The organism is Streptomyces griseorubiginosus, assembly GCF_001514195.1.
GTDB lineage: Bacteria > Actinomycetota > Actinomycetes > Streptomycetales > Streptomycetaceae > Streptomyces > Streptomyces griseorubiginosus.
The window spans coordinates 917,222-933,092 of record NZ_KQ948737.1 but is presented as its reverse complement, the minus strand read 5'-3'; the positions used below and the strand labels follow the sequence as shown (position 1 = coordinate 933,092).

The following is a 15,871-nucleotide window of genomic DNA, read 5'->3' as shown; positions in this document are numbered from 1 at the left end:
CCGGACTACGGCCGTCCCGTCCCGGACTACGGCCGTCTCGTCCGGGACTACGGCTGTCCCGTCCCGGACTACGGCCGTCCCGTCACGGAGCACGGCACACGCGGACGCCACACGGTCGTGCCGTACTCCGTGACGGATCGCATGGTCCGGCCGTGCTTGACGGTGCGACCGGCTTGGTAGCCTCGTCGGGCCAGTCGAGCCACATCCGAGGCCAGGGAATCCGGTGCGAATCCGGAACTGACGCGCAGCGGTGAGGGGGACGGGCGGGGCACGGCGCCACTGGGAGACCGGGAAGGCGCCCCGTCCGGACGAACCCGAGTCCGAAGACCTGCTGGCACCTCCGCGCCCCGGCGCGGGGGACGTCCGTAGGCCAGGCTCCGCGTAAGAGCCCCGACCCCAGAGGCATGCCCGTGCTCCGTACCCCCGCCCTGTTCCGTACCCCGGCGCTCCTCCTCGTGTCAGCCCTGCTGCTCACCGCGTGCGGTTCGTCCGACGCGAAGGACGCGAAGTCGCAGGCGACCGCCGCCGGTTACCCGGTGACCCTCGACAACTGCGGTCGCGAGATCACCCTGACGTCGGCCCCGAAGCGGGCCGTCTCCCTCAACCAGGGCTCCACCGAGATCCTGCTCTCCCTCGGCCTCGCCAACCGGACCGTGGGTACGGCCACTTGGACCGACCCGGTGATGAAGGGACTGGAGAAGGCCAACGCCTCGGTGCCACGCCTCGCCGACAACAACCCCTCCTTCGAGAAGGTCCTGGACGCTCAACCCGACTTCGTCACCGCCTCGTTCGTCTCCACCCTCGGCAAGGGCGGGGTCGCCACCCGCGAACAGTTCGAGAAGCTCGGGGTGCTCACCTATGTCTCACCGTCCGACTGGTCGGGCAAGGACAACGAAAGCGGCGGCGACGGATCGCGCAGTGAACCGCTCACCCTCGACGCCGTGTACGGCGAAATACGCGACCTGGCCCGTGCGTTCGGCGTCGAGGAGCGCGGCGAGAAGCTCGTCGGCGCGCTGAAGAAGCGGGTGAGTACGGCCACCGCCGGGATGGACGCCTCGGACGTCTCCCTGATGTACTGGTTCGCCAACTCCCAGTCGCCCTACCTCGCCGGCTGCTGCGGCGCGCCGGGTGCCATCACCCGTGCGGTCGGCGCGCGGAACGCCTTCGCCGACACCCACGACGAGTGGCCCCAGATCAACTGGGAGACCGTCGCGGACCGCGACCCCGACGTCATCGTGATCGGCGACCTGACCCGCAGGCAGCAGACCGCGGAGACCGCCGAGGCGAAGATCCGGTTCCTGGAGACCAACCCCGCCACCCGCAACCTGACCGCGGTGCGGAAGAAGCGCTACGTCCTGCTGTCCGGCCAGGCGATGAACCCGTCGATCCGTACGGTCGAGGGCATCGAGAAGGTCGCGGCGCGACTGCGGGACTTCGGACTCGCCAAGTGAGCCTCCGCACGCTGCTGTTGACCGGCGGGGGCCTGGCCGCGCTGCTCGCGTCGATCGCCGTCGCCGTGACGATCGGACCGGCGGACATCTCGACGGGGGACGTCTGGGCCGCCGTCGCGGCCCATCTCGGCGTCGGCGAAGGCGTGTCGGCGCCGCTGCGGGACGGCATCGTCTGGGATCTGCGCATGCCGCGCACGCTGCTTGCCGCCGTGTGCGGGGCCGGGTTCGCGGTCTGCGGGGCGGTGATGCAGTCGCTGCTGCGCAATCCGCTCGCCGACCCGTTCGTCCTCGGCGTCTCCTCCGGCGCCTCCACAGGAGCGGTCGCCGTGGTCGTGCTGGGAGTGGGCGGGGGAGTGGTGTCCCTGTCGGCGGGCGCCTTCCTCGGTGCGCTGCTCTCCTTCGCCCTGGTCCTCCTGCTCAGCCACACCCTCGGCGGCAGCACCGACCGGGTGGTGCTGTCCGGGGTCGCCGCCATGCAGTTGTTCTCCGCGCTGACCTCGTTCGTCGTGCTGACCTCCGCCGACGCGGAGACCACCCGGGGCGTGCTGTTCTGGCTGCTCGGCTCGCTCGCCGGCGCCGACTGGGGACAGGTGCTGCTCTGTGCGGTCGTCCTGGCGGGAGTTCTCGTCGTCTGCCTCGGGTACGCCCGTACGCTCGACGCGTTCGCCTTCGGTGACGAGGCCGCCGCCGGACTCGGGGTCCGGGTCGCCCGTACCCGCCTGGTCCTGCTCTGCGCGACCGCACTGCTCACCGCTGCCCTGGTCAGCTGTGCTGGGGCGATCGGCTTCGTCGGCCTGGTCCTCCCGCACGCCACCCGTGCCCTCACCGGCGCGGGCCACGCACGCCTCCTGCCCGTCACCGCGCTCACGGGCGCCGTGTTCCTGGTCTGGGTGGACACGCTGGCCCGTACCGTCCTCGACCCCCAGGAGGTCCCGGTGGGCGTGGTGACGTCCCTCATCGGTGTGCCCGCGTTCGTGGCCGTGCTCCACCGCGGAAGGAGAAGGGCGTGACCGGCCTGCACGCGGACCGCGTCGTACGGCGCCTCGCCGACCGGCTCGTGGTCGACGACGTCACCCTCACCCTGCGACCCGGTCAGACCGTCGGACTGCTGGGCCCCAACGGCTCAGGAAAATCAACCTTGTTGAAGCTGCTGGCAGGTGTCCTCGCGCCTACCGCAGGGGTCGTGACCCTCGACGGACGTCCGCTGCCGGAGGTCGGCCGACGCGCCACCGCCCGCCGGATCGCCACCGTCGAGCAGCACGCCGACACCGGGACCGAACTGACCGTCCGGGACGTCGTCGCCCTGGGCCGCATCCCGCACCGCCGTGCCTGGACCCCACCGACGGCGGCCGACGCCGCGGCCGTCACCGAGGCGCTGGCCCGCACCGGTCTGACCGACCGGGCCGACCAGTCCTGGCACACCCTCTCCGGCGGCGAACGCCAACGCGCCCAGATCGCCCGCGCGTTCGCCCAGCAACCCCGCGAGCTCCTCCTCGACGAACCCACCAACCACCTCGACATCCAGCACCAGTTGGACCTGCTGTCGCTCGTCGCGAGCCTTCCGGTCACCACCGTGATCGCCCTGCACGACCTCAACCTCGCTGCGATGTACTGCGACCGGCTGCTTGTCCTGCGCGAGGGCCGCGCGGTCGCGGAGGGCACACCGGCCGAGGTTCTGACACCCGTCCTCATCGAACAGGTCTACGGCGTCCGAGCCGAGGTCACCCATGACTCCGGCCACCCCGCGATCCGCTACCTGCGTCCGGCGGCCCCGGACGAGCTACAGGAGGGTGTGACGGGCGACGTTCCGACCGCGCACTGAGCGAGCGGGCAAGGGGGGCAGACCCCTGGCAGTCCCCTGTGAGTGACCGGTGACCGGAGCTGCGACCGTCAGTGCGCGTCACCACCACGACCCGCCCCCGCCCGTCCACCTCTCCCGGACCGATGGGAGATCACCTGCTCGACCGCCTGCCGCCAGGCCTGCTGGACGGCGGTGTGCAGGTGCGCCGTGGCGTCGGGGAGGTCGCCGGTGAGGTGGATGGGGTCGGCCACGTGGACGTGCAGGGCCGGGCGGCGCAGCGGCGCGGTCAGCAGGCCGCCGATCTGCTTCGGCACGCTGCCGGAGACGATCCGGCGGGCCCCGGCATGCCCGAGCGGGACGACCGGGGCGCCGGTGGCGAGCGCGAGGCGGGCGACGCCGGTGCGCAGGCATGCGGGGGCGCGGTCGGCGGAGTCCGGGCGCCGTGGGATGCGGCCCTCCGGGTAGATCACCACGACCCGGCCGGCGGCGAGTGCCTGGGACGCGAGATCGAGTGCCGCGGCCGCCTGCCGGCTCCCACGGTGAACCGGTATGTGGCCTTCCCTGGTGAGGAGTCGGCCCAGGACGGGGACTCTCCAGAGTCCGGCGGCGGCGAGGACGACGGGCTCGGTGCCCAGGCCGCGCAGCGCGGTCAGGACGACGCCGGGATCGATCAGCGCGGTGTGGTTGGGCGCCACCACGCTGCCGGGGGCGATCGCGCCGACCGTACCGGTGGTCACGGACAGCCGGCCGAGGACGGGGACCACGGTGCGGGCGAGGGTGGTGAGCACGAACTGCCGTTCCTTTCGGCGTCTCGGAAGCCGGACGCTGTCTGCCTGTCTGCCCAGCGTGCAGGTGACCGTCATCGTGGCACCCGGTATCCCGCGCCGCATGAGTACGTGTACTCACCCGGGGGGAAGCTCCGACGTGTGCGTGGGGCTGTTCTCGGTCACAGTCAGGGGGGATGCGTGTGGAGGACCAGGGGTTGCCCGCGGCTGTGGTGAACCTGCTTCTGGGGGACGGCGAGGTCACGCCGAAGGCCATCGAGACAACTGCCCTGGAGATGGCCCGCATTGGTCGGTTGAAGGCCGAGCACAAGGCGGACGGCACGATGACCGTACGGCCGGTTCCCGGCAAGGCCGGCCCGGCGTCGCTGCGCCCCTTCGAGGAACTCCTGGTCGAACGCGTCCGGCACCGCTGCCGCAACGGCGTCGACCGCGTCCCCGTGGGCGCTCTCGGACCGGGCGACGGTGACGAGTTCTGGGTGTGGTGGCGCGGCTTTCAGCAGAGCGTCCGCGAAGAGGCCAAGGCCCTGAACCTGATACGGCCGGCACGCAACACCTACCTGACCCTGCTGTTGCGGACCATCGTGCTCGTGGCCTGGTTCGGGTCCCTGTACGCCGTCCTGCCGTGGTGCCCGCCCTGGGCAGGTGCGGTGGTCCTCGTCGTCCTGCCGCTGAGTGCGGTGGTCGCGGTGCAGCGGCCCCCGTTCCGGGTCCGGTCCGGCCCCCGGCTGACGGCCGCCGGTCGACAGGCCGCACGGGAGGTGCGGAACCGCACCGACGTGGCAGCGCACCGGCTGCCGAAACGGCAGGTGGGAGCGGACGGTCCCGAGTCGGCGCTGCCCGTACGGGAGTCGCGCCTCATCTGGTCCTCGTACGGCAGGTCCTGGCATGTCGTGGACACCGCGCCCCTGGATCCGCCGCGCTGGGGCCACACGTGGCAGCTCGTCATGCTTGTCGTGGCCGTCTGCGCCGTCGCCACGACCACGCTGATCGCCACCCTGACCAGGCACATCCCCTACGGTGGGGCACTCGTGGCGGCCACGGTTCTGGTCGGTGGCCTGCTCTGGGTCCTGCTGCTGCCGGCCCGGCGCCGAGTCCTGGCCGTCCCCGCCGAGTTGAGCTTTCGCGGTGTCGTCATCTCCCGCTGGGACTACGACACCCACTACGACGACCCTCTGACCGACATCACGCACTACTGCTGCGCGATCGAGGACCCCGCCTCACACCAGGCCTGGTCCTTCGAGGTCCACCGGTGGAGCCGGCCGATGTTCTCGGGCCGCAAGAACCAGGAGCTCGCGGACCGGTTCCGGGTGGGCGACGTCGTCGACGTGCATTGCAGTCCGCGTCACCGCAAGGTCCACCGGATCAGCGTCGTCGAGGCCGTGCCACGCTGACCGCCCGAGGTCCCTGCGAGCCACCGGCCCGGTCACCCCTTCTTGTCGAACCATCCGGCCGACCGGCCGACCGAGGCGCCGATGAAGAGGATGCCGAGAGGGACGATCGTGAACCAGAGGGGAGCGGCTTTCACGGATGCGAGCAGGGCGATGGAGGCGATCGCCAGCGCGAGGAGGACCAACATGCCCACCAGGACACGGATCTTGGAAACCAACGGAGCACTCTCCCCTGTTCAGCCGGGCTTTGGTGCGAGTCTTCCAACCCTCCCTTCCGGAGGCGTTCGTAGAACTACGTAATCGCGTACCTAGGTTCACCGGCCCCCGCCCTTGGCCGTCTCGCAAGGCGCCGTTCAGGCCATGTGGCCGGCCAACGGGATGACCTAGTATCCGAATTGACTGGTAACAGACGGTGTGCTCGTTCGTGTGCACGTCCGTGCGAAGGAGGAGCCACTTGCCCCCCAAGGATCAGGCCAGGGGGAACGGTGCCGTTCTCGTCGGCAGACAGACGCAGACCGAGTGTCTCTCCACGGTGGTCAGGGATCTGGCCGACGGTCGGGGAGTGGTTCTGGAGGTCGCCGGAGAGCCGGGGATCGGGAAGACCACCGTGCTCGGTCTGCTCGCCGAGTGGGCCGCCGAGGCAGGGGCCGTGGTGGCGCGAGCCCACGCCGCGCGCGGTGCGACACGGCCCGGCCAGCTCATCACCGAGATCCTGGAAGGTCTGGAGGAGACGGATCGCTCGACGGCGCGGGAGCCCGCCGCCGGGGCCGAAGCCGAGCTGCGGGGCCTGCTGGGGCGTTGGGCGGCGCGGCGCGGCGGCGTCCTCGTCCTCGACAACGTGCACCTGTGCGACGAGCACTCCGCGACACGGATCGCCCAGCTGGTGAGGACACCCCCGCCCGGCCCGTTCGTGCTGGCGCTGGCGCACCGTCCGCGCCAGTCCGGCCCGTTGCTGCGAGAAGCACTCGAACACGGGGTGGAGACCGGCTCGGTCGTCCGCATGAGCCTCTCCGCCCTGGACGTCCGGGCGATATCCGATGTCCTCGGCCAGGACGGCCGGCACACCGACGCCCTCTCCCCGTATGCCGTCTCCCGCCCGGCGCCCGACCGCCCCTGCACCGAGTGGCGCACCCAGGACGCGCCCGTGGGCCACGGCACGTACGTCGAGCAGCTGCACGCCGCTTCCGGCGGCAACCCCCGGATGCTGCGCATCCTGCTCGCGGCGCGGTGGGACCCGGACGAGTGGCCGCTCAGTGCCGGTCCCGACCGCGACGGCATGCTCCGGGCCGCCGTCCCCGTCGTCACCGAGCTGGACGCCCTCACCGCCGACGCCGCGCGCTCGGTCCAGGTCGCCGCCGTTCTGGGTGATCCCTTCCTGCCGGGGGACGTCGCCGAGGTGTCCGGCCTCGGTCTGGACCGGACCCTCGCAGCCCTCACCGAGCTCGTCGACGTCGACCTGATACGGCCGCTCCCCTGGGGCGGCGGCTACGCCTTCCGGCATCCGGTACTCGCCCACGTCGCCCTGGCACACGCTTCGCCGGCCCTGCGCGTCGAGGCGCACGGGCGGGCCATGGACCTGCTCACCGCTCGACGGGCGCCGGCGCTCCTACGGGCCCGGCAGGCTGAGCACCTGGTGGGCGCGGGCAGTGCCGAGGCCCGGCAGGTGCTGGTCGACGGTGCGGCGGAGATGATGGCCAAGTCCCCGGCCACCGCGGCCCGTTGGCTGCGCCTGGCGCTGGACCACCTGCCCGCCGGAGAGCAGATCGACGCTCCCCGGACCCTGCTCGTGCTCGACCAGTGCCAGGCCCTCAGTGCCGTGGGTCGACTCCAGGAGGCCCGCTCCCTGGTGCACGAGCTGCTCCGGCACCGGGCGGACCTCTCCGAGGACCTGCTGCTGAGGGCCTACGCGGTCTGCGGAGAACTGGAGCGGCTGCTGGGCCGTCACCAGGAGGCCGAGGCAGTGGTCCGCACAGCGCTCGACCTCGTGCCCCGCCCGCTGCCGGTTCCGCTCCCGCCGTCGGCGGCCGAACTGATCACCGCGTACGGGCGGGTGCAGCTGTTCCGGGGCGCTTACGGCGAGGCACGTGACGTGGTCCGAGAAGCGGTGGAGGCCGCCGGGACCGTCGACCCGGTGGTGCCCTACCTGCGTGCTCTCGCCGCCCTCGGCGACACCCAGCTCGGGCTGCTGCCGCAGGCCGTCGCAGAGGTCACCGCGTGCGCACGGATCGTGGACGCCCTGCCGGACACCGAGGCCGTCACCCTGCCCGACGTCCTGGCGATGCTCGGCTGCGCGGAGTTGTTCCAGGAGCGGCTCCATGACGCCTACCGGCATCTGGAACGAGGTCTTCAGGCGACCACCGGTGCCACCCGGCGCCTGATCCGGGTCAACCAGCTGGTGGCGCTGTGCCACCTCGACCAGCTGACGGGGCGTCTGGAGACAATGTGCCGCCGTGCCGAGGAGGCCCGTCTGCTCGCCAGGACGAGCGGGGTCGACGAAGCCGCCGGCATCGCCATGATCCTGCGGGCCACCGGACTGCTCTGGACACGTTCGCGGCGGGACACCGACAGGCTCCTCGAACTCGCCGACGAGGGGTACTCCCTCGCCGTGGCCAAGCGGGGGTGGCGGGCAGCCGTGGCCGTGGGCCTGCGCGCCCAGGCCCAGTTCCTCGGCGGGGACCCGGAAGGCTGTCTGCGCACCCTCGTCGAGGAGGGCGGCCCCCGGCTGGAGCTGCTCGTGCGTGCCTGGCAGCCTTCCCTCCTGGCCCTCGCCGGCGTCGCGGCCCTGCGATGCAAAGACATCGACGCCGCCCGGGACTGGGTCGAAGCGGGGGAGGCCGCGGCCGCACAGCTGGGGCTGCCGCTGCAACTGCACCACGTGCGCAGGGCCCGGGCCGAGCTCCACGCGGCCGAAGGGGAGCACGCTCCGGCGGCGGAGCTGTTCTTCGAAGTCGCGGAGTCGTTCCGCCGTGCGGGCCTACCCCTGGAACACGCCTGGACCCTGGTGACCGGCGCGCCCTCCGTCCACGCGGCCCACGGTATGCAACAGGCGCTGGAGTGGCTCGACACGGCGGGAAAGGCCGCCCGGTCCTGCGGAGCACAGCGGGTCATCGAGGAGGCGGCGAGGATCAGAACCCTCCTGACCGCGTCCTGCGCCACCGCCGGTTCCTCGGTCGAGACGATGCAGGAGGCGAATGTCCGGGCGACGGTGGCCCTTCTCACCGAGCGGGAGCGGGAGATCGCGGAACTGGCGGCGGGAGGCAAGCGCACCAAGGAGATAGCGGAGGAACTCTTCGTCAGCTCCAGGACGGTCGAAGCCCACCTCGGCCGCATCTACCGCAAGCTCGACATCCCCTCCCGCGCGGCCCTGCCGCGCGCGCTGGGCGCGGTGGTCCACCGGCCGCCCGTCTGACCGGCCGCTCCGGTCCCGGCTCCCGGCCCGGGCGGGTCAGGAGCGCAGCTTGGGCAGCAGCGTCCGGACGGTGACCGCCATGGCCGGCCAGGCCGCCTTGACCTGCTGGTCCGTCAAGGGCTTCAGGCTCTGGACCTGGACCTCGCATTCCATGTTGCTGTCCCGCACCACCAGTCGCAGGTCGTCGGCGAACGGTGCGGCGTCCTTGACGTTCCGGTACCGGAAGGCCTCCCCGCCGAGGCCCGACTCCTTCACCACCGCGCCCTGAGCTTCCTTCGGGGCCGAGGACAGTCGGTACGCGTACTGCTTGATCGCGATGGGGACGTCCTTCCAGGCGCTGCAGTAGACGGTCGAACGGCCGTCAGCCTTCGTCCCGGTCGTCCTGAAAGCCTGGAGGCAGGCGGCGCCGGCGGCCGTCGACGGATCGGAGCCGGTCAGCTGCCCCTTCGGCGCACCGGCCGTGGGCGCGACGGCCGCGGTCAGCGGCCCGAAGTCGATCTTCGGGCACAGGGCCGTCGGCGGACGGTAGTCGCCCGGTCCCTTCGTCGCTTCGGCAGCCGCCGAGGAGGCTCCGGCGTGGGCGGACGGCTTCCCGTCCCCGCTGCTGCACCCGGCCAGTGCGGCGAGAACGACCAGCGTGCCCGCGCCCCATCGCGCCGCCCGCATCCCGTGGCCGGACGTCCCCATGTTCTCTCCCCTCGGCGCCGCCTGCTCGCGGCTGACGAAGGCCCCACCCTCGCAAGGCACGGCCACGGATCCATCGGGGAAAACACGGAATCCGCTACGTAGAGCGAGGCGCCGCGAAACAGCGCTCACGCCCTGACCCGGCCCTAAGGCGCCACTTCGGCGGTGCGCGTCTCCAGGGCGTGCAGGACCGCGACCATGTCCTCGTCGCCGTGGCCCTGTTCCACGGTCTCGCCGAACAGGGCGTGGCAGACGTCCAGGAGCGGGGAGGCGACACCGGTCTTACGGGCCGCCTCGGCGATCAGGCGGTTGTTCTTGAGGACGTCCGCGGCTCCGGCCTGGACCGCGAAGTCGCGGGCCAGCAGCTTGGGGGTCTTCATCCGGGACACGGAGCTGGCCATCGGACCCGCGTCCAGGACGTCCCGGAGCAGCCCCGGGTCGAGTCCCTGCCGGGCGGCGAAGTGGAACGCCTCGGTCAGACCGGTGACCAGAGTGATCAGGAACAGGTTCACCGAGAACTTGGTCAGCAGCGCGTCCGGGACGGGACCGCAGTCGAACGCCTCCCGGCACATGGGGGACAGCAGGGGTCGTACGGCCGCCACGGCGTCGTCGTCACCCGCCAGCATCGCCACCAGCTCGCCCCGCTCGGCCGGCACCCGGGAACCGGACACCGGCGCCTCGACGTACCGCCCGCCGGCGGCCCGAACGTCGTCCTGGAGGCCGGCCGAGTACTCCGCCGAGGTCGTCCCCATGTGGACGACGGTCCGGCCGGACACGCGGACCGGGAAGTCGGGGGTGCCGCGTCCCAGGACCGCGTCGACGGCGGTCTCGTCGGCCAGCATGAGGAACACCGTGCCGGCCCGCTCGAAGACCTCGGCCGCGCTCGCCGCGACCTCGGCGCCCGCGGCGCGCAGGGGTGCGCACCTGGCCGGGGACCGGTTCCAGACGACCAGCGGCGTTCCCGCACGCGCGAGATTGAGGGCCATGGGCTGCCCCATGACACCCAGCCCGACGAAACCCACGTACGCCATGACGCTCCACCGCCTCCGTCGACTATGACCGCCGTCATAGTAGTCGGGATTATGACGGCGGTCATAGAGTGGGCGCCGGAAGATCGAGGAGCGGAGCCCGACATGACGGTGTCCGAACGCGGACCACGCGAGCGGATGGTCTTCAGCGCGGCCCAGCTGATCCGGCGCGGCGGGGTCTCGGCCGCCGGGATGCGGGACGTCGCCGAGCACGCCGGTGCGCCGCGCGGCTCGCTTCAGCACTACTTCCCCGGGGGCAAGGAACAGCTGGTCAACGAGGCCGTGGGCTGGGCCGGACGGTACGCCGCAGGGCGCGTCGCCCGTTTCCTGGCCGCCCTGCCCGTGCCGACGCCGAGCGGGCTGTTCGGCGAGATGGTGCGCCAGTGGACCGACGAGTACGAGACGTCCGGGTTCGCGGGCGGCTGCCCGGTCGCCGCCGCCACGGCGGACTGCGCCGAGCGCGTCGACTCCACCCGGCAGGCCGCGTCCGCCGCCTTCGCCCAGTGGCACGGCGCGGTGGCGGCGGCCCTGGCGGACATGGGCGTCACGCCGGAACGGGCGTCCGCGCTCGCCACGCTCATGCTCAGCTCCCTGGAGGGGGCGATCCTCCTCGCCCGCGCCGAGCAGGACATCCGCCCCCTGACGACCGTCACCCGGGAACTCGCCCCGCTGCTCGACGCGGCGGTGACCGGGAACTCGCCCCGCTGCTCGACGCCGCCGTGACGCGTTGACGCACCGGGTCCCCCACCCGGACGGCACGTCCGTGCACGGCGTTGGCCGGATCGCCCACCGGATCCGACGCATTTCCTCCGGCGCCCTCCCACCGGGAACAGGGGGCTGCCCCGGCCTGGTTGCATCGGGCAAGTGATTCACGACGTATCTCTGCTGGAGGACTGTTTTCATGACTGACCGGCCCTTGACGCTCATGGCGGTGCACGCACACCCCGACGACGAGGCCACCGGAACCGGAGGGGTCCTCGCGCGGTACGCCGCGGAAGGTGTCCGCACGGTTCTCGTGACCTGTACCGACGGAAGCTGCGGTGACGGACCAGGGGGCATCAAGCCGGGCGACCCCGGACACGATCCGGCGGCGGTCGCCGCGCTGCGACGGCAGGAACTGGAGGAGAGCTGCGGGGTCCTCAAGGTCACCGATCTGGAGATGCTGGAGTACGCCGACTCCGGGATGGCGGGCTGGCCCGGCAACGACGCCCCCGGGTCCTTCTGGCAGACCCCCGTGGAGGAGGCCGCGGCCCGGCTCGCCGAGCTCATGCGGCACTACCGTCCCGATGTGGTCGTCACCTACGACGAGAACGGCTTCTACGGCCACCCCGACCACATCCAGGCCCACCGCATCACCATGGCGGCGCTGGAGCTGATCGATCTGACGCCGAAGGTGTACTGGACCACGATGCCCCACTCGGCGATGGGGCGGTTCGGCGAGGTCATGCGCGAGTTCGGCGAGGACGTGCCGGAACCGGATCCCGCCGAGGCCGCCGCGATGGCCGAGATCGGTCTGCCCGACGACGAGATCACCACGTGGGTGGACACCACCGCGTTCAGCGACCAGAAGTACGACGCGCTGGCCGCGCACGCCAGTCAGGGCGAGAACATCTTCTTCCTCAGGATGGGCAAGGAGCGGTTCGGCGAGCTGATGGGCACGGAGACCTTCCTGCGGGTCCAGGACCCGACCGGAACCCCCGTACCCGAGAACGACCTCTTCGCCGGACTGCGCTGACCCGCGCGGGAGCGCCCCGTAGGCCACGAGGGCGACCCCCCGGCCGTGACTGCGGCGGTCACCCGTCGGTGTGGCGCAGGCTGCCCCTGCCGCCACACCGGCGGCCCGTGTTCCAGCCCAAGGAGAGGTTCATGCGCTACATGCCCCGACTCCCGCATCTGGCCGCCGTCGCCACGACCGCCGTCGCCCTCGGCCTGCTCGCGACGGCTCCCGCGTCCGGCGACGAGCCGCTCGTGTCGCACCCCCGGGTGGTCGCCCACTTCGACTTCGCCGCGGGCGAGACCCCCGAGAACATCGCCGTCGAACCCGACGGCTCCGCCGACCTGACCTTCGCCTTCGCCCGCCAGGTCGCCAACGTCTCCCGGCACGGGGACATCCGCGGACGCGTCACCCTGCCGGGCGTCGCGAACCCGAACACCCCCATCGTCCACAGCGCCATCGTGCTCGGCATCGCCCGCGCCCACGACGGCACCCTGTACGTCACCTACGCCACCGGCACCAGCGAGACCGGCGTCTGGCGCATCCCGGCGGGCGGCGGCACGCCCCGGCAGATCGCGAAGCTGCCGGCCGACGGACTGCCCAACGGCCTCGCCCTCGACGAGCACCGGGGCGTCCTCTACGCGGCCGACTCGGTACGGGGCACCGTCTGGCGGGTGCCGGTGACCGGCGGTCCGCGCATCGCCTGGGCCACCGGTACGCCCCTCACCCCGGTACCGTCCGGAACCGGCTTCGGCGCCAACGGCATCAAGGTCCACCACGGCGCGGTCTGGGTCTCCAACACCGACCGCGGCACGCTGCTGCGCATTCCGGTACGCCCCGACGGCTCCGCGGGGCCGATCCGCACCCGGGCGACCGGACTCGCCGGCATCGACGACTTCGCCTTCACCTCCCGCCACCACGACACCGTCCTCGCCGCGATCAACAGCAGCAACCAGGTCGTCGTGGTCCGCCCTGACGGGAGCCACTCCGTCGTGCTCACCCAGCAGGACGGCCTCTCCAACCCGACCTCCGTGGCCGTACGCAAGCGGACGGTCTACGTCCCCAGCGCCTCGTACTTCGCCGCCGTACCGGACCCGAACCTGCTGCTGGCCCGGCTGAACCGCCGGTGAACGCCGGCCCCGTGGGCTCCGGTCCGGTGCGCTCCGGTCCGGCATGAGTGAAGGGGCGGGCCGCGTTCCGGGCCCGCCCCTCGCGCTTGGCCGCCCCTTGCTACTGGGCGGTGAACGTCCACAGCAGGTTGGTGCTGGAGCCGTACGTCCACTGCTTGGTGACCGAGCCGGACGACACGTTGCCGCCGCCGTCCAGGACGAGGCCGGTGGTGCGGTTGGCGATCGAGTAGCGGCCGTCTCCGCGATGGGTGATCTGCCACTGCTGGTTGCTGCCGCCGTTCCACGCGGCCTCGCGGGCGGGGGAGCCGTTGTCCGTCGTGCCCCAGCCGTCGGCGACCATGCCGTTGGTGCGGTTGACCAGCTTGTAGTAGCCGCCGCCGACCTCGACCGCCTGCCACTGGAGGTTGGGGCTGCCGTCCCAGGCCCACTGCTTGAGATTGGAGCCCGAGGCCACATTGCCGCCGCTGTCCAGCGCCAGCCCGTTCGTGACGTTGAGGACCTGGAAGTACGTCGACGGGTTGAACTGCACCTTCAGCGACGTCACCGCGTCGTTGTTGCCGGTGGTGCGCAGATCGGCGTTGTCGGCGGTGAAGGTCCACGCGGTGCCGGTGAAGTTGTCACCGGAGTAGCCGATCACCTGGTGGCCAGGGGCGAGCCGCAGCGAGGACAGGGTGCCCGCGCCGAGTCCTGCCAGGGCCAGGGCGTCGGCGGTGTAGTCGCCGATCCCGAGGACGGTGCCGGTGCCCGCGTAGTTGACATCCTGGAAGGTCACGGCTCCGGCCACCGGTCGCAGGCCGGGTATCTGGCCGCTGAAGGTCAGCTTCAGCACGTACGCGTTGGCGCTGAACGGTGCCGACGACGGCAGGGCGACCGTGAGACCGCTCGCGCTCTGGGTCGGGGTCGCCAGAGTGGTGTAGGTACCGGCGGTCGAGTTGAGCAACTGGACCGACTGGAGTGAAGTGACTTTGATCCGGGAGGAGTTGAGCGTCTTGATGGTCAGGGAGCTGCCGGGCCAGCCGAGGACGGTGGCGTACAGCACGGTGTTCGCCTTGTTCCGGGTGAAGCGGATGTCCTGGGCCGTGCCGGCGGTCGGGTTGGTGAAGGCTCCGCCGCCCATCTTCGTGGGGCCTTCGCCGTACGCCGTCCACGCCCGGGTGTCGTAGATCGACTCCCCGAAGCGCTTGAGGTAGTCGCCGATGGCCAGCAGGACGTCCTTCTGGCCCTGCGGGATGGTCCCGTCGGCCATGGGCGCGATGTTGAGCAGCATGTTGCCGTTCTTGCTGACCCGGTCGATCAGCGCGTGGAGCATCTGCTGGGTGGAGTAGTAGCCGATGCCCTGGGTGTAGCACCAGCTCGAGCTGGAGATGCTGTCGTCGGTCAGCCAGTAGGGGTCGGTGAGGTCGCCCGGGCCGCCGCGCTCGTAGTCGAAGACCTCGCCGTGGCTGTCGAACCCGTCCTTGTAGGTGGCGACCACCTCTTTGCCCCAGGAGTTGGCCTGGTTGTAGTAGTACGACAGGAAGTTGAGCCGCTGCTGCTCGTCGACCGCGCTGAGATCGAAGTCCTGCCAGAGGATGTCCGGCTGCGCCCGGTCGATGACCTCCTTGAGCTTGTCGTACCAGAGCTGGTTCTCGGCCGTCGAACCCAGCTGCCCGTAGAGCTTCTTCAGGCTCGCGTCGGTCTGCGCGGGGGCGTGGTCGTAGTAGCCGTTGAAGTTGTAGGCGTGGTGCATGGCCACGAGCAGCTTCAGGTTCTTTGCGCGGATGGCGTCGGTGAACAGCCGCAGCAGGTTCAGGCCGGGGCCCTTGCTCACCGAGTTCCACTCGTTGACCTGGCTGTCCCACATGGAGAAGCCGTCGTGGTGCTCGGCGACCGGGCCGGCGTATCTCGCTCCGGCGTCCACGAACAGCTGCGCCCACTCGTTCGGGTCGAAGGCGCCGCCCGCCGACTTGAGCTTCGGGGCGAACTGCACGGTGTTGCCCGCCAGGTCCTTCGCCCCGTTGATGAAGTTGTGGTACGGCCAGACCGAGGGGTCGCCGTAGGTGGCCTTGTGATGGGTGTTGGCGTTGCTCCCGCTGATGTACATGTTGCGCGGGTACCACTCGCTGTCGTACGCCGGAACGCTGAAGACGCCCCAGTGGAAGTAGATGCCGAACTTGGCGTCGCGGAACCACTCGGGGGCCGCCGAATGCTGGTTCACGGAGTTCCACGAAGCGGTGTACGTGGTGGGGGCGGCCAGGGCGCGGCCGGCGGTGAAGGCGTCGGCGGTGACCGCTGCCGCCACGACGGCCGTGGCGCCGGCGACGAACTGACGTCTGCTGAGCGAACTGGGCATGGGACATCCCTGGTGCGGAGGGGGACACGGAGACCCGGAAGCCGGATGTTACGGATGAAGGTCGGCCCTGTGTCCGGTCCGTGTCAACACGCGTGCAGGGATGAATACTTGAGTTTGACCGGCGGTAATGTCTATTTGAGCGGTTATGG

Annotated in this window: 13 protein-coding genes and 1 riboswitch; of the genes, 8 read left to right on the top strand and 5 right to left on the bottom strand. The window is 71.3% G+C overall.

Annotated features, from left to right (window positions below; genetic code table 11):
• The first annotated feature begins 174 nt into the window (after positions 1-174).
• A riboswitch (cobalamin riboswitch) is annotated at positions 175-350 on the top strand.
• 54 nt (positions 351-404) lie between these two features.
• The 3 genes from AQJ54_RS22530 to AQJ54_RS22520 are packed head-to-tail and all read left to right on the top strand — an operon-like array spanning position 405 to position 3,273.
• On the top strand, positions 405-1,451 hold the full coding sequence (locus AQJ54_RS22530; protein WP_107121118.1) for an ABC transporter substrate-binding protein: 1,047 nt from the start codon (positions 405-407) through the stop codon (positions 1,449-1,451).
• Entirely contained in the window at positions 1,448-2,461 is a 1,014-nt protein-coding gene (locus AQJ54_RS22525; RefSeq protein ID WP_062240210.1) for a FecCD family ABC transporter permease, read from the top strand. The genes AQJ54_RS22530 and AQJ54_RS22525 overlap by 4 nt, the downstream gene beginning before the upstream one ends.
• Positions 2,458-3,273: an ABC transporter ATP-binding protein gene (locus AQJ54_RS22520; protein WP_062240206.1), complete on the top strand. Its 816-nt coding sequence runs from the start codon at positions 2,458-2,460 to the stop codon at positions 3,271-3,273. Before AQJ54_RS22525 ends, AQJ54_RS22520 begins: the two co-directional genes overlap by 4 nt.
• Positions 3,274-3,341: 68 nt before the next feature.
• Here AQJ54_RS22520 and AQJ54_RS22515 read toward each other — a convergent pair whose 3' ends face one another.
• Positions 3,342-4,040: a lysophospholipid acyltransferase family protein gene (locus AQJ54_RS22515; RefSeq protein WP_062240203.1), complete on the bottom strand. Its 699-nt coding sequence runs from the start codon at positions 4,038-4,040 to the stop codon at positions 3,342-3,344.
• A gap of 173 nt (positions 4,041-4,213) precedes the next feature.
• Here AQJ54_RS22515 and AQJ54_RS22510 point away from each other — a divergent pair, with 173 nt between their 5' ends.
• The gene (locus tag AQJ54_RS22510; protein WP_159055543.1) at positions 4,214-5,428 is read left to right on the top strand and encodes a DUF2207 family protein; all 1,215 of its coding nucleotides are present in this window, start codon (positions 4,214-4,216) and stop codon (positions 5,426-5,428) included.
• 32 nt (positions 5,429-5,460) lie between these two features.
• Here the strand turns inward: AQJ54_RS22510 and AQJ54_RS22505 are convergent, their stop codons facing one another.
• On the bottom strand, positions 5,461-5,643 hold the full coding sequence (locus tag AQJ54_RS22505) for a hypothetical protein (protein ID WP_062020554.1): 183 nt from the start codon (positions 5,641-5,643) through the stop codon (positions 5,461-5,463).
• Positions 5,644-5,879: 236 nt separating this feature from the next.
• On the opposite strand from AQJ54_RS22505, the gene AQJ54_RS22500 reads away from it, so the two are divergent.
• The gene (locus AQJ54_RS22500) at positions 5,880-8,834 is read left to right on the top strand and encodes a helix-turn-helix transcriptional regulator (protein WP_062240195.1); all 2,955 of its coding nucleotides are present in this window, start codon (positions 5,880-5,882) and stop codon (positions 8,832-8,834) included.
• 36 nt (positions 8,835-8,870) lie between these two features.
• Here the strand turns inward: AQJ54_RS22500 and AQJ54_RS22495 are convergent, their stop codons facing one another.
• Together AQJ54_RS22495 and AQJ54_RS22490 are read right to left on the bottom strand one after the other, a co-directional pair.
• The gene (locus AQJ54_RS22495) at positions 8,871-9,521 is read right to left on the bottom strand and encodes a hypothetical protein (RefSeq protein WP_062240192.1); all 651 of its coding nucleotides are present in this window, start codon (positions 9,519-9,521) and stop codon (positions 8,871-8,873) included.
• 143 nt (positions 9,522-9,664) lie between these two features.
• A complete protein-coding gene (locus tag AQJ54_RS22490; protein WP_062240188.1) occupies positions 9,665-10,549 on the bottom strand; it encodes an NAD(P)-dependent oxidoreductase in 885 nt (294 codons plus the stop codon).
• 102 nt (positions 10,550-10,651) lie between these two features.
• Here AQJ54_RS22490 and AQJ54_RS22485 point away from each other — a divergent pair, with 102 nt between their 5' ends.
• The 3 genes from AQJ54_RS22485 to AQJ54_RS22475 all read left to right on the top strand — a co-directional run bounded on the left by AQJ54_RS22485 (position 10,652) and on the right by AQJ54_RS22475 (position 13,390).
• Positions 10,652-11,269: a TetR/AcrR family transcriptional regulator gene (locus AQJ54_RS22485; protein ID WP_062020546.1), complete on the top strand. Its 618-nt coding sequence runs from the start codon at positions 10,652-10,654 to the stop codon at positions 11,267-11,269.
• A gap of 178 nt (positions 11,270-11,447) precedes the next feature.
• Positions 11,448-12,281: a PIG-L family deacetylase gene (locus AQJ54_RS22480; RefSeq protein WP_062240184.1), complete on the top strand. Its 834-nt coding sequence runs from the start codon at positions 11,448-11,450 to the stop codon at positions 12,279-12,281.
• 140 nt (positions 12,282-12,421) lie between these two features.
• Complete coding sequence (locus AQJ54_RS22475) at positions 12,422-13,390, top strand: SMP-30/gluconolactonase/LRE family protein (RefSeq protein WP_062240521.1); 969 nt, start codon at positions 12,422-12,424, stop codon at positions 13,388-13,390.
• A 100-nt stretch (positions 13,391-13,490) separates the two neighbouring features.
• Here AQJ54_RS22475 and AQJ54_RS22470 read toward each other — a convergent pair whose 3' ends face one another.
• Positions 13,491-15,722, bottom strand: coding sequence for an alpha-L-fucosidase (locus AQJ54_RS22470; protein WP_062240181.1), 2,232 nt, complete (start codon positions 15,720-15,722; stop codon positions 13,491-13,493).
• Between the last annotated feature and the right edge of the window lie 149 nt (positions 15,723-15,871).

Coding starts and splice junctions, on each gene's coding strand:
- AQJ54_RS22475 (WP_062240521.1), top strand. CDS start 12,422: ATGCCCCGACTCCCGCATCTGGCCGCCGTCGCCACGACCGCCGTCGCC.
- AQJ54_RS22530 (WP_107121118.1), top strand. CDS start 405: ATGCCCGTGCTCCGTACCCCCGCCCTGTTCCGTACCCCGGCGCTCCTC.
- AQJ54_RS22485 (WP_062020546.1), top strand. CDS start 10,652: ATGACGGTGTCCGAACGCGGACCACGCGAGCGGATGGTCTTCAGCGCG.
- AQJ54_RS22470 (WP_062240181.1), bottom strand. CDS start 15,722: ATGCCCAGTTCGCTCAGCAGACGTCAGTTCGTCGCCGGCGCCACGGCC.
- AQJ54_RS22510 (WP_159055543.1), top strand. CDS start 4,214: ATGCGTGTGGAGGACCAGGGGTTGCCCGCGGCTGTGGTGAACCTGCTT.
- AQJ54_RS22480 (WP_062240184.1), top strand. CDS start 11,448: ATGACTGACCGGCCCTTGACGCTCATGGCGGTGCACGCACACCCCGAC.
- AQJ54_RS22490 (WP_062240188.1), bottom strand. CDS start 10,549: ATGGCGTACGTGGGTTTCGTCGGGCTGGGTGTCATGGGGCAGCCCATG.
- AQJ54_RS22495 (WP_062240192.1), bottom strand. CDS start 9,521: ATGGGGACGTCCGGCCACGGGATGCGGGCGGCGCGATGGGGCGCGGGC.